12 protein-coding genes, 1 tRNA gene and 1 pseudogene are annotated in these 12,781 nt (G+C 29.7%); 10 read left to right on the top strand and 4 right to left on the bottom strand.

Translation table 11 applies throughout. The features are described 5' to 3' along the window. Positions 1-11: 11 nt before the first annotated feature. Complete coding sequence (gene putP / locus L8W40_RS03120) at positions 12-1,493, top strand: sodium/proline symporter PutP (RefSeq protein ID WP_263664638.1); 1,482 nt, start codon at positions 12-14, stop codon at positions 1,491-1,493. A gap of 24 nt (positions 1,494-1,517) precedes the next feature. Here putP and gltS read toward each other — a convergent pair. Both gltS and L8W40_RS03110 read right to left on the bottom strand, forming a co-directional pair. Beyond that, positions 1,518-2,650, bottom strand: a pseudogene (gene gltS, locus L8W40_RS03115) (sodium/glutamate symporter). A 53-nt stretch (positions 2,651-2,703) separates the two neighbouring features. After that, entirely contained in the window at positions 2,704-3,576 is an 873-nt protein-coding gene (locus tag L8W40_RS03110; RefSeq protein ID WP_263661071.1) for a formimidoylglutamase, read from the bottom strand. Between the two features lie 255 nt (positions 3,577-3,831). On the opposite strand from L8W40_RS03110, the gene L8W40_RS03105 reads away from it, so the two are divergent. Both L8W40_RS03105 and L8W40_RS03100 read left to right on the top strand, forming a co-directional pair. Further along, positions 3,832-5,343, top strand: a complete 1,512-nt coding sequence (locus L8W40_RS03105) for a BCCT family transporter (protein ID WP_263664637.1) — start codon at positions 3,832-3,834, stop codon at positions 5,341-5,343. Next, positions 5,330-6,457 (top strand): mandelate racemase/muconate lactonizing enzyme family protein, encoded by a 1,128-nt coding sequence (locus L8W40_RS03100; protein WP_263664636.1) that lies wholly within the window; start codon positions 5,330-5,332, stop codon positions 6,455-6,457. The genes L8W40_RS03105 and L8W40_RS03100 overlap by 14 nt, the downstream gene beginning before the upstream one ends. Before the next feature lie 21 nt (positions 6,458-6,478). On the opposite strand, the gene yedF is transcribed toward L8W40_RS03100, so the two are convergent. Further along, the gene (yedF, locus tag L8W40_RS03095) at positions 6,479-6,706 is read right to left on the bottom strand and encodes a sulfurtransferase-like selenium metabolism protein YedF (protein ID WP_133319404.1); all 228 of its coding nucleotides are present in this window, start codon (positions 6,704-6,706) and stop codon (positions 6,479-6,481) included. Beyond that, positions 6,703-7,911, bottom strand: coding sequence for a selenium metabolism membrane protein YedE/FdhT (yedE, locus tag L8W40_RS03090; protein WP_263664635.1), 1,209 nt, complete (start codon positions 7,909-7,911; stop codon positions 6,703-6,705). Before yedE ends, yedF begins: the two co-directional genes overlap by 4 nt. Positions 7,912-8,066: 155 nt before the next feature. On the opposite strand from yedE, the gene L8W40_RS03085 reads away from it, so the two are divergent. The 7 genes from L8W40_RS03085 to L8W40_RS03055 all read left to right on the top strand — a co-directional run bounded on the left by L8W40_RS03085 (position 8,067) and on the right by L8W40_RS03055 (position 12,761). Continuing rightward, positions 8,067-8,164 (top strand) — tRNA-Sec (locus L8W40_RS03085). Between the two features lie 26 nt (positions 8,165-8,190). Then, a complete protein-coding gene (locus tag L8W40_RS03080; protein ID WP_133319402.1) occupies positions 8,191-9,441 on the top strand; it encodes an adenylosuccinate synthase in 1,251 nt (416 codons plus the stop codon). Further along, complete coding sequence (locus L8W40_RS03075; protein WP_263664634.1) at positions 9,438-9,857, top strand: flagellar FliJ family protein; 420 nt, start codon at positions 9,438-9,440, stop codon at positions 9,855-9,857. Before L8W40_RS03080 ends, L8W40_RS03075 begins: the two co-directional genes overlap by 4 nt. Continuing rightward, entirely contained in the window at positions 9,854-10,372 is a 519-nt protein-coding gene (locus L8W40_RS03070) for a MotE family protein (protein ID WP_165955271.1), read from the top strand. The genes L8W40_RS03075 and L8W40_RS03070 overlap by 4 nt, the downstream gene beginning before the upstream one ends. Positions 10,373-10,435: 63 nt before the next feature. Next, positions 10,436-10,987, top strand: coding sequence for a DUF507 family protein (locus tag L8W40_RS03065; protein WP_133319399.1), 552 nt, complete (start codon positions 10,436-10,438; stop codon positions 10,985-10,987). Continuing rightward, on the top strand, positions 10,984-12,102 hold the full coding sequence (carA, locus tag L8W40_RS03060; RefSeq protein WP_263661068.1) for a glutamine-hydrolyzing carbamoyl-phosphate synthase small subunit: 1,119 nt from the start codon (positions 10,984-10,986) through the stop codon (positions 12,100-12,102). Before L8W40_RS03065 ends, carA begins: the two co-directional genes overlap by 4 nt. Continuing rightward, the gene (locus L8W40_RS03055) at positions 12,099-12,761 is read left to right on the top strand and encodes a sulfite exporter TauE/SafE family protein (protein ID WP_263664633.1); all 663 of its coding nucleotides are present in this window, start codon (positions 12,099-12,101) and stop codon (positions 12,759-12,761) included. The genes carA and L8W40_RS03055 overlap by 4 nt, the downstream gene beginning before the upstream one ends. Positions 12,762-12,781 lie beyond the last annotated feature (20 nt).

Below are 12,781 nucleotides of genomic sequence, written 5' to 3'. Positions count from 1 at the left end.
AAGGAGAAAAAATGGAGGTTGTGCACATTAATACTCAAATTGCGATAATGTTTGTCGCATATTCAGCATTAATGCTTTTTATTGGATTTTATTTTTATAAACAAAATAAAAACTCAGAGGATTATTTTTTAGGTGGTCGTTCTATGGGGCCGGTAGTTTCAGCACTTAGTGCTGGAGCTTCTGATATGAGTGGTTGGCTTTTAATGGGTTTACCGGGAGCTTTATATGTAAGTGGTTTAGCTGAAAGCTATATTGCAATAGGTCTTAGTATAGGAGCATTTTTAAACTGGGCTTTTGTAGCAAAAAGACTTAGAATTTATACTAGTGTGATTGCAAATTCTATTACAATTCCAGATTATTTTGAGACAAGGTTTGATGATGATAAGCATATATTAAGAGTGGTTTGTGCTATTGTTATTTTGATTTTCTTTACTTTTTATGTTTCTTCAGGACTTGTAGGTGGAGCAAAGCTTTTTGAAGCAACTTTTGGAATCCAATATGATTATGCACTTACTACAGGAACCGTGATTATAGTTGCTTATACATTTTTGGGTGGATATAAGGCAGTTTGTTGGACGGATTTGATTCAGGGTTTATTAATGATGAGCGCCTTGATTATCGTACCTATAGTGATGATTTATCATTTGGGTGGCTTTAGTGAAGCTGTTAATATAGTCAAAGAAATTAAGCCAAATACTTTTTCTATGGGGGAAGGATTAAGCTTTTTGGGTATAGTTTCAGCGCTTTCTTGGGGGCTTGGGTATTTTGGTCAGCCACATATTTTGGTGCGTTTTATGTCTATAAGATCAACTAAAGATATTCCAACTGCTACTTTTGTAGGAATTTCTTGGATGGTTATATCTTTAATTGGAGCTTGTTTGATAGGTATTTTAGGTATAGCTTATGTGAGTAAATTTGAGCTTAGTTTGCAAGATCCTGAAAAGATTTTTATCGTAATGTCGCAATTGCTTTTCAATCCTTGGATAGCAGGTATTTTATTAAGTGCTATTTTGGCAGCCATTATGAGCACAGCAAGTTCGCAATTGCTTGTTTCAAGTTCAACTATAGCAGAGGATTTTTATAAAAGAATTTTTAACAAAGAAGCGTCCAATAAAACAGTGATGACTTTGGGTAGATTTGGTGTTTTAGCAGTAGCTGTGATAGCTTTTATTATTTCTACTGATAAAAACTCAAGCGTATTAAGTATAGTAGCTTATGCTTGGGCAGGGTTTGGAGCAAGTTTTGGTTCTGTAATGCTCTTTTCGTTATTTTGGTCAAAAATGACTAGATATGCTGCTATTGCAGGTATGATTACCGGTGCAGTTGTAGTTGTAGTATATAAAAATTTCTTAGCAGAGTGGCTTGATTTTCCTATTTATGAAATCATTCCAGGATTTTTAGCTGCTTCTGTTGTGATTATTTTAGTGAGCATGGTAACTAAAGTTCGCCCAGGAACTAAAGCAGCTTATGAAACAATGCTAAAACATCTCTAATACTCTCGCAATATGCGAGAGTAACTATGAAAAAATATTAATCAAATAAGTATTTAAAGGTATTGCAACAATATCAATTAAAACAGCACCGCATAAAGGTACTATTAAAAAAGCTTGTCTTGAAGTTAAATTATATCTAGAACAAACTGCATTCATATTTGCTACTGCATTTGGTGTTGCACCTAAACCATGTCCCATAAGTCCGGCACACATAATCGCACTATCATAATTTTTTCCGCATAATCTAAAAACTATAAAAATTGTAAAGAATAGTAAAGCTAAAACTTGCACAATCAAAGTAATAAAAAGAGGTGTAGCAACAGCACTTAGTTCGTTTATTTTTAAATTTATCATAGCCATAGTTAAAAAAATACCAAGGCTTAATTCACTTATAGTATCTATTGTATATTGATTTAGCTTGAAAATATTAAAAGAATCATTAATATTTCTTACAACAATAGCAACAAGCATAGCACCAACATAACTAGGCAAAGAATAGCCGCTATATTGTGTAAATTTGGAGCTTAAAAAAATCCAATACACATAATACATAATATTAAAAATAAAGATTTTAAAAAATCTTTATAATTTGCATTGTGAATTTCATGCTTTAGAGGATCTATATCTTTAATATCTTGATTAGTTGTGATTTTTAATTTGTGTTTATTTATAAGATATTTTGCTACAGGACCTCCGAGTAAAGACCCTGAAATCAGTCCAAAGGTTGCCGCTGCCACTGCTAAAACTTTAGCGTTATTTAAGCCACTTAATTCTTCAACCATACCTCCAAAAGCTATAGCATTTCCATGTCCTCCTTCCAAAGAAACAGCACCACATAAAATTCCATATAGTTTATTTAAATCGAATAAACTCATCATGGAAATGCCGATAAAATTTTGCATTAAAGCCATAAACCAGCAACAACCTAGATAGATTAAAAGTACTTTTCCTCCTACTTTTAAGAGTTTAAAACTTCCACTTAATCCTATTACGGTAAAAAAAGCTACCATTAAAGGAGTTTGTAAACTTGTATCAAAATCAACTTTAATCTCAATAAAACTTAAAATCCAAATGATTATACTGATTAAAAATCCACCTATAACTGGTGCGGGAATGCAAAATTTTTCTAAGATTAAAAAACGTTTTTTCAAAAACATACCAAACAATAAAACCCCGATACTAATAGCTAATACACTTAAACTATCAAATTTCATATCATTCCTTTACTTAATAAAAAATATGCTAGATAAGCAGCGATTTTTGCAGTGTGATTGTCTATATCAAATTTAGGATTAAATTCACAAATATCTGCTAAAGCAACTTTTTTGCTTTCAAAAATAATTTTTATCGGAGTTAAAATTTCTTTTAAATTGATACCAAAAACAGCAGGGGCGCTTACAGCAGGAGCTATGCTTTGTGAAAATACATCCATATCAATACTTAAATAAACAACTTCATTTTGTTTTAAGAAGTTTTTAATGACTTCTATACATTTTTCAAATTCAGTATCTAAAACATAACTTGCTTTCATATTATCCATAGTTTGAAAAAGTGCTTTTGTGTTAGATAATTTACTTGCACCCAAGCAAAGATAAGAAAAATTATAATTATTTTCTTTTGCATATTCATAAGCTTTGTAAAAAGAATTTCCAGAAGTATGTAACTCCTGAATTCTTACATCAAAATGTGCATCAAAATTTATAACTCCTACACTTTTTTTGTAATCTAAAAGCGCTTTGATACAAGCTAAAGATGTTTCGTGTCCACCTCCTAAAATTACACCATAATGATTATTATGTAAAATTTCTAAGCACTTGTGATAAAGTAGTTCATCGCCTAATTCTAGGGTATCAAAATTTTCAATATCTCCTAAATCATCAAAATCAAAATCATCATGTATAGCAAAATTTGCCATATTCTTTCTTATAATTTTTGGTGCTAATTCACTTCCAATTCTACCATTATTTCTCTGCACACCCAATGATGAACAAAAGCCTAATAATTTATTATTTGAAGAGTGATTTAAACATTTAAATAATCGTTTATGGATAATTTCATCACCATCATTTCTCCCTTGCCACATGTATTCCTCCTTTTTTGTGTTTAATTTCAATGTAAGATATTTTTTTAAATATTTTTGTATTTTGAGAAATAACATTATTTATTTGTGTATTTTAGTAGCAATAATTTATTGATTAAATAATTTTTTATTATAGTAAAAAATATTTGAAAATACTAAGGTATAGCTTTTAATGCATTTATGATAAAAGTTTCTTTAAGTTTTATTTTAAAATAAGAAAATACTATATATTTACTACTTGAAACAAAAAGGAGATTTATGCAAAAAAATAATCAAAAAACTTATGATTTATTTTTGATAGTGACATCTATCTTGGCGGTTTTTATGGTGATTGTAATTTTACTTATAAATCCTAGCAAAGCTTTAGAAGTAGCAAATTTTCTTTTTAGTAAGCTTACACATATGTTTGGCTCATTTGTTCAACTTTTTGAGTTTATTTGTGTAGTTTTTATTTTCTACTTGGCTTTTTCTAAAATAGGTAATATTAAATTAGGTGATGGGATAAATCCTTATTCAAATACTGCTTGGATTTTTATGTTTATTTGTGCAGGACTTGGATCTGCTACTATGTATTGGGCATTTATGGAATGGGCATATTATTATTTAGCACCTGGGTTAAATATTACTCCAAAATCTACAGAAGCTTTAAGAAGTGCAACTTCTTTTGTGTATTTGCATTGGGGTATTACGCCTTGGGCTGTATATGCTTTAAGTTCTATTGCAATGTGTTTTCATTTTTATATTTTTAAAAATAAAAATTTAAAAATTTCAAGTTTAATAGCAAATATCTTGCATATTAATCAAAATATAGTGCTTGATAAAATCATCGATGTTGTGTTTTTATTTAGTACTTTTGGTGGACTTGTGCTTACTACAACCCTTTCTATAATTACAATTAGTGCTGGACTTTCTGGAATTTTTGATATTAATGATGGTTTTTATTTAAAATTTATTCTTTTAGCTATTGTTACAGCTGTTTTTACCTTTTCTAGTTTTGTTGGATTATCAAGTGGTATGGCAAAACTTGCTAAAATATCTTGTATCTTGTGTTTTGTGTTTGCAATATTGGTATTTATTTTAGGAGATAGTGTATTTATATTAAATAATATAATAAATAGTATAGGGGTATTTTTTAGTAATTATGTTTCAATGAGCTTATATAATGATATTGCTGGTGTAAGTAGCTTTAATTCTGATTGGACAGTTTTTTATTGGCTTTATTGGATTACTTACACTCCTGCTGTTAGTATTTTTGTGACAAAAATTTCTAAAGGAAGGACCATTCGTCAAGTAATTTTTGGTCTTATTGTGGGTGGATGTATTGGGACTTGGTTTTTCTTTGGAGTTTTGAGTTCATATGCAATAGATATTTTTCAAAGTGGAATCTTAGATGTTCCAAATTTTATTAGTTCAAATGCTGGAGAAGCTGGAGTGGTAGCATTGGTAAAAACACTACCATTTGGTACTATTTTTGCTCTTTTTTATTTCCTGCTTATGATGGTATTTTTGGCTTCTCATATGGATGCTACTGCATTTACTATTTCTTGTGTAAGCACAAAAATAGATAGTGAAAATCCTAGTAAATATTTAAAAGTTTTTTGGTGTATTATGCTTGGATTAATTCCTCTAGCAATGCTTTATATAAATGCAGATTTAAATACCTTAAAAGTTGCAGTTGTTTTGAGTGCTGCTCCTTTTTTGGTAATACTTGCTATTAGCTTTTATGGGCTTATTAAATGGATAAAAAGGATGGATAATGAAAATTACTAAGGTTGAACCTATATGGTTAAGGACAAAAACTTTTGATGAGTCTTGTGAGTGGGGTGAAGATGCCTTTATATTAAGAATTTATACAGATAATAATCTTTATGGAATAGGGGAAAGTGATAGTGCTGCAGCAGTTTTAAAGATAATGTTTGAGCAGCCTAGTACTCATGGATCTTGTAGAAATTTAAGTGAAATTTTAATAGGACAAGATCCAAGAAATATTAAGAAGATTATGGATGATTTGATTGAGGGAAGTGCGTATTATGGACTTAGCGGAGCATTAATTTGTGCTTTAAGTGCAATAAATATTGCTTTATATGATTTACTTGGAAAAATTTATGGTGTAAGTGTAGCTACCATACTTGGTGGAAAAAGAAAAGACTTTTTAAATGCATACGCTACTTTTATTCCGAGTGAAAATATGGAAGAAAATATTTCTAGAGTAAAATACTTAAAAGAAGAAGGTTTTAAACTATTAAAATTTGGTGGTGCAGGCTTTGGTAATAATGCATTATCTGATAAAGAGATTATCAAGAATATTAGAGGTGCAGTGGGTGATGATATTAAACTTAGTATTGACTTAGTAGGGCTTTGGAAAAATTTTTCTTATGCAAGAGAAAGATTTTTGGAAATTGAAGAATATAACTTAGAGTGGATAGAAGAACCAGTTAGTGCAAATAATTTTTATGATTATGCAAGACTTAGCGAACACTTACCTTGTAAGATTACGGGTGGAGAGAGTTTTTACACGCTAAATGAGTTTGAAAATTTTATTAAAAAGTCAAAAGTTTCTATTGTGCAACCTGATATTACTAGATGCGGTGGTTTTGACACTATGTTAGAAATTGAAAAAATATCTTTAAAATATGGTTGTGATTTAGTCCCGCATGGTTTTTCTACAGGAATTTTACTTGCTGCTACGGTGCAGTTTCTAGCAAGTACTAAATATTGTAATTTGATAGAGTATTCTCAATCAACAAGTGTGCTTTTTACTCATTTGGTGAAAAATTTAATCCCTTGCAAAGATGGTATAGTTGAAGTCAATGATGCTGTGGGTATAGGAGTGATATTGGATGAAAATTTAATAGAAAAATATCGTATAAATATAAAGATTTGAGTAAATACTCAAATCTAATTTTTAAGGTTTTTGAATTAAAAATCTAAGCGTTGGTCCATCTTGATCTATCTCTAAAATTTCAAATCCGCGATTTTTCGCATCTTGAGGTATAGAATTAATACTTTGTGGGCAATCACATAAAATTTCTAAGACTTCACCTGATTTTAATTCTTTTAATGCATCAATGGTAGCTATAGCAGGATATGGGCATGCCTCGCCTTCTAAATTTAAACTATAATGAATAATCATAATTTTCCTTTGTTGTGTTGGAAGAATAATCTTTTAAATTTTAAAACAAAAAAAAATAAAATAGCAAACAAAGCTAAATTGATTAATAAGCCATTAAAATAACCAAAATCATTTAAAAGATGAATTTTTATACCATTTGTTAGTATTTTTGGGAAATGATCATAATTTAAAGCTAAGATCATAGTACCGATGATATTGGCAATACCCACTATAATAAAATGACTTTGTCCCTCGCAAGCTCTATACATCCAACCACACTCGCATCCTCCGGCAAAAACTATTCCAAATCCAAATAAAAAAGCACCTATAGCAAGGTTTGGCGATATTTCTATTACTTTGCTAGTATGCCCTTGTAATATAAAAGCAAAAGCTATTAAACAAGCTATGATCATACCTATTAAAGCGCCTTTTATAGCATTGTCTCTACCAAATAAAAATAAATCTCTAAAGCAAGAAGTGAAGCAAATTTGAGCCCTAGAAATGATAAAACCAAAAACAAAACCAAATATTAATGCTAAAGGAAAAAAGCTTTCTTTGTTTTTAATATCAATATTTTGTTTTTGTAGTATAAATACAACATAAGTTATAAAAATTATAAATATACCAAGTCCTATGTAAAAATATATTTTTGAAATTTTATTTTGTGTTTTTAATTTTTGATTTTCTTTGCAAACGCGTTGTAACCTTGCTTTTGGCTTAAATAAGGCAAGATTGCAAACCTTAACACCTAGATAAATTCCTAAAATCATAAATAAAGTAAAAACCCAAGTATGTAAAGAAAAATAAGGTAAACCTGTAAAGAAATTTGCTAAATTACAACCAAAAGCAAGTCTTGCACCAAAGCCTGATAAAATTCCTCCTATAATAGCTTGAAAAATTCGAATTTTGCTAGCAGGCAAACGCCATTTAAATTTATTTGCTAAAAATGCAGCTACTAAGCATCCTATAAACATACCTATGAGCATGATACCATCAATTCTTGTTAAGGGACTGCCACTTAAATTTTGCTTTTGGTAGTAAGTGTAGGAGCTTAAATCCATACCAAAAAATTCTAAAATTTCTCCACCCCAGCGTGTCATTTCACCTGTAACAGCCCAAACACTACCAAAAATTCCAAAATAAATAGCACTTAAAATTCCAAGTATAATCATGCCTTTGGAATTATCCCAAAAATTTATAAAAAAAGATTGTTTGAAAGAATGCATTGATATATCCAAAAATTGTAATTGTCAAAACTTGACACTGAAAAACAAACATTATAACTAAAAAATATAATATTTCAAAGTATTTTTACACGCTTATAATTTCATATGTTTAATTTTTGTTTCAATTAAAAATATTAAGATATAATATCATTTTTGGAAGGTTAGCTTATCTGGTGATGGCCACTGACTTCAAATCAGATGAAAGGGTAGTTGACTACTTTTTGGGGAGTTCGATTCTCTCACCTTCTCGCCAAATTTAAGTCAAAATGGAGTTTTTTTATGAGTAAAGCAGATATTGTCGTTGGTATCCAATGGGGTGATGAGGGTAAGGGTAAGATAGTTGATAAACTATGTGAAAATTATGATTATGTTTGCAGAAGTGCAGGTGGACATAATGCAGGTCACACTATATGGGTTGATGGTATAAGATATGCTTTACATTTAATGCCATCAGGTGTTTTAAATAAGCAATGTATTAATGTTATAGGTAATGGAGTTGTAGTTAATCCTGATGTATTAATTAGTGAAATGGCTCAATTTGAAAATTTAGAAGGAAGATTATTTATAAGCGATAGAGCCCATTTAAATTTAAATCATCATGCTTTGATTGATCAAGCAAGAGAAAGACTTAAAGGCGATAAAGCTATAGGAACAACAGGCAAGGGTATAGGGCCAAGCTATGAAGATAAAATAAGTCGTAATGGACATAGAGTAGGGGAATTGCTAGAGCCTGAAAAACTTTGTGAAAATTTAATGAAAGATTTTGAACTTAAAAAAACTTATTTTGATGTTTTAGGTATTGCAATGCCTAGTTATGATGAAATTTTAAAAGATTTAAAACGCTTTAAAGAAGTGCTAGCACCATATATTACAGATACTACAAGAATGCTTTGGAAAGCTTTAGATGAGGATAAAAAAGTATTGTTAGAAGGCGCGCAAGGTTCTATGCTTGATATTGATCATGGAACTTATCCTTATGTAACTAGTTCAACGACTATTTCAGCTGGAGCTTTAAGTGGTTTGGGATTAAATCCAAAAGAAATTGGAAAAGTTATAGGCATAGTAAAAGCTTACACAACAAGAGTGGGAAATGGAGCTTTTCCAAGTGAAGATTTAGGCGAAGATGGTGAAAAAATAGGACTTATTGGTAAAGAAATCGGTGTAAGTACAGGTAGAAAAAGAAGATGTGGTTGGTTTGATGCAGTTGCGGTAAGATATACTGCAAGATTAAATGGCTTAGATACTTTATCATTAATGAAACTTGATGTATTAGATGGTTTTGAAAGTGTTAAAATCTGTAAAGCATATGAATATAAAGGACAAGAAATAGACTATGTACCTTGTGATTTAGAAAACGCTAAGCCTATTTATGAAGTAATGGAAGGTTGGGATAAAGTTGCAGGGATTAGAGATTATGATTTGCTACCTGAAAATGCTAAAAAATACATTAAGCGTTTGGAAGAATTAAGTGGCGTTAGAGTAGGTTATATCTCCACAAGTCCTGAAAGAGAAGATACTATCATTTTATGAAAAGCAAATATTCTTCTGTGATTAAGCTTAGAAAACAACAGTTTGATAAAGCAGAGGCAAATTTGACTAGAACAAGACAAAAGCTTTTGTTGTGTGAAGAAGAATTTAAAGAAGCTTTAAAAACATGCGAAAGCTTGACTTTGGCTGATAAAGGTTCGGTGGCTTTGTTAAGATCGTCTTTAAAAATGCAAGAGATTGCAAGAGAGGGTAAGCAAAGAATTAAACAAAAATTAGACCTAACTAAAAAAGAACTTGCACATCATCAACATTTATACAAAAAGGCTCATTTGGAATTTGAAAAAATTAAGGTTTTAGAAAATGAAGAATTAAAAAAAATCCAAAAAGCTTTACAAAAAGAAGAAGAAAAATTTATAGATGAACTTGCTATAACAAGACATTTTAATAAGGATAAATGATGAAAAAAATAATATTTTTATTGATTTTCTTAAATTTTGTAAATGCACAGCAAAATTGCGAGCAGTATTTTGAAGCAAGAAAAGAGCAAATGCAAGAGCAAATTAGAGAATATGATGAAGCAAGACAAAGTTTAGAGGCTTATAGAGCTTCTTTTGAAGCTTTGCAAAAAGAAAAAATGCAAGCTTTGGAGCAAAAAGAAGCTGATGTTAATGCAAGTTTAGAGCAAATAAAAAGTTTAAAAGAGCAAAATGAGCGTATATTAGAAGCGACTAAACAAAATCTTCAAGTTATTAATGATAAAACTATGGGGCGTATCACAGAAATTTATGCTAAAATGAAAGATGTGGCTGTGGCAGGTATATTAAGCGAAATGGAACCGGATGAGGCTTCAAAAATTCTACTTTCGCTAGACCCTAGAAAAATTTCATCCATTATGGCCAAGATGGATCCAAAAAAAGCTTCCGATTTAACACTACTTTTGAAAAATTTAGATCAAAATGCAAGTTCGCAGTAAGTTTTAAGCAGTTTTTACCTTTTTTTTAGTATTATTTCAAAATAAAAATAAAAAGGTGAATAAATGCGTATCAAACCAGCTCATATACCTTATATAGCAAATAAAATAATACTTGATTTAATGCATTCTTCTTTTGTTAAAATTAAAGATGATAGTCAAAAACTTTTAAAAACAGCAAAAGAAATTATAGAAATAGATGTTTTAAATGAGCGTAAACTTGATGAAAAAGCAAAAGAAATTTTAGAAAGCCAAGAAGATGAAATTGAGTTTATGCAAATAGATAGAAAAAGTATGTTTTGGATGATTAAGAAAAAACTAGCAAATGAGTTTAAATTTATGCTTGATAGTGAAGATAGATACAATAATCTTTCTCATAAAATTTTAGAAAATTTAGTGGAAGAAGATTTGATAAACTACAATGTGTCAGAAAATCGTGTTAAAAATCTCATTTTTTCAAGTATTATGTCTTATTTAAAAGAGTATGAAAATTTAGAAGATTTAGTCTATGAAAAAATTTCAAATTATAAAAGAAAACTTATTCCAGGTTCTGAAGAATATGAATTGGTATTTGAAAAGCTATATCAAGAAGAGCTTAGAAAAAAAGGACTTTTATGAAAGCATATATTTATATAGAAAATGATGTTTTTTTAAGCGCAAAGGCTTTTGGACAAAGTGGAACTTTTTTTGGAGAGCTTGTTTTTAATACTTCTTTAACTGGGTATCAAGAAATTATTTCTGATCCATCATATGCAGGTCAGTTTGTAGTATTTTCAATGCCAGAAATTGGTATAGTTGGTATTAATGATGAAGATAATGAAAGTAAAAATGTATTTGCTAGCGGAATGATTATAAGAGAATTAAATGAAGATTATTCTAATTTTAGAGCCAATGATTCTTTAAGTGCTTATTTGAAAAAGCATGAAAAAATAGGGCTTTGTGAAATTGATACTAGATTTTTAGTTAAAATGATCAGAGATCAAGGAAATTTGAGAGCGGTAATATCTACTGAAATTAAGGACAAAGAGGAGCTTAAAAAAATGCTTCTTTCTAGTGCTAAAATTGATGAGGTAAATTATGTAGCACAGGTTAGCACTAAAAGCTCTTATAAACATAGTAAAGGTGCTTGGGATCATAGCAACAAAGCTTATGAGAATGTAAAAGCAAATGGTAAAAAAGTAGCTGTGATTGATTATGGTGTAAAAGAAAATATTTTAAATGAGCTTGTAAGTGTTGGACTTGAGGTAGAGGTTTTTCCTTATAATACCAAGGCAAAAGATTTGATTGATTTATATCAAAAAGGTAAAATTCATGGTGTATTTTTATCAAATGGGCCAGGTGAGCCAAAAATTTTAAAAGATGAAATCGCAGAGATTAAAAAACTAGCAGAAGCTAAAATTCCTATGCTTGGTATTTGTTTGGGACATCAACTTTTAAGTAATGCTTTTGGTTATGAAACTTATAAAATGAAATTCGGCCAACATGGAGCAAATCATCCTGTTATTAATCTTACTAATAACACAGTAGAAATTACAGCACAAAATCATAATTATAATATTCCTGAAGAAATAGCAGAGGTCGCAACTATTACTCATAGAAATTTGTTTGGTGATAATGTAGAGGGTGTGAGATATAAAAATTATCCTATTATATCAGTGCAACATCACCCAGAAAGTTCTTCGGGGCCACATGAGAGCAAGTATATTTTTAAAGAATTTTTAGAGCTTTTGTGAGTTTAGATTTTATTGCTTTAGCAAGTATAGCTTTTCTTTCTAGTTTTGGGCATTGTTATGGAATGTGTGGAGGTTTTGTTTTAGCTTATACTCAGCTTTCAAAGCAAATTAAACTCCCTTTTTTTCTTTTAATTTTCTCATATCATCTATCTCGAATTTTTGCTTATGTTTGCTTGGGTATATTTTTTGGAGTTTTTGGAAGCTTGCTTTCATTTAGTGAATTTTCAAAAGGCATAATGTTTTTTATAATTGGAATTTTTATGATAGCATTAGCACTTGCTTTGATTTTTAAAGGAAAATTTCTAAGTTTTTTTGAAAATTCTTTATTTTTTGAATGCGTAATTAAAAAAAACATCTCTAGATTGATTCAACAAAAATCTTTCAAGAGTACTCTTTTTTTAGGATTTTTAAATGGCTTTATGCCTTGTGGTTTGGTGTATTTTTATATAGCCTTTGGAATGAGTATGCAAAGTGTGTATTTGTCGGCTTTAATTATGCTTGTTTTTGGTTTTTCAACTTTACCAGCATTGATATTTCTTGCGTATTTTTCTAAAACATTAAATGAAAAATTTCAAAAAATAGCTAGTTTAATTTCCTATATTTTAATTTTTTGTTATGGTGTGTATTTTTCTTATATAGGCTTTGTTTTTACGCGATAATTTATTAATAAATAATAAAT

Source organism: Campylobacter sp. IFREMER_LSEM_CL1846 (assembly GCF_025772105.1).
Taxonomy (GTDB): Bacteria; Campylobacterota; Campylobacteria; order Campylobacterales; family Campylobacteraceae; genus Campylobacter_D; species Campylobacter_D lari_D.
This window is presented reverse-complemented; position numbering and strand designations above follow the sequence as displayed.

What these genes read in the sequence shown, in the direction of transcription:
- putP (WP_263664638.1), top strand. Translation starts at nt 12, where the DNA reads ATGGAGGTTGTGCACATTAATACTCAAATTGCGATAATGTTTGTCGCA.
- L8W40_RS03110 (WP_263661071.1), bottom strand. Translation starts at nt 3,576, where the DNA reads ATGTGGCAAGGGAGAAATGATGGTGATGAAATTATCCATAAACGATTA.
- L8W40_RS03105 (WP_263664637.1), top strand. Translation starts at nt 3,832, where the DNA reads ATGCAAAAAAATAATCAAAAAACTTATGATTTATTTTTGATAGTGACA.
- L8W40_RS03100 (WP_263664636.1), top strand. Translation starts at nt 5,330, where the DNA reads ATGAAAATTACTAAGGTTGAACCTATATGGTTAAGGACAAAAACTTTT.
- yedF (WP_133319404.1), bottom strand. Translation starts at nt 6,706, where the DNA reads ATGATTATTCATTATAGTTTAAATTTAGAAGGCGAGGCATGCCCATAT.
- yedE (WP_263664635.1), bottom strand. Translation starts at nt 7,911, where the DNA reads ATGCATTCTTTCAAACAATCTTTTTTTATAAATTTTTGGGATAATTCC.
- L8W40_RS03080 (WP_133319402.1), top strand. Translation starts at nt 8,191, where the DNA reads ATGAGTAAAGCAGATATTGTCGTTGGTATCCAATGGGGTGATGAGGGT.
- L8W40_RS03075 (WP_263664634.1), top strand. Translation starts at nt 9,438, where the DNA reads ATGAAAAGCAAATATTCTTCTGTGATTAAGCTTAGAAAACAACAGTTT.
- L8W40_RS03070 (WP_165955271.1), top strand. Translation starts at nt 9,854, where the DNA reads ATGATGAAAAAAATAATATTTTTATTGATTTTCTTAAATTTTGTAAAT.
- L8W40_RS03065 (WP_133319399.1), top strand. Translation starts at nt 10,436, where the DNA reads ATGCGTATCAAACCAGCTCATATACCTTATATAGCAAATAAAATAATA.
- carA (WP_263661068.1), top strand. Translation starts at nt 10,984, where the DNA reads ATGAAAGCATATATTTATATAGAAAATGATGTTTTTTTAAGCGCAAAG.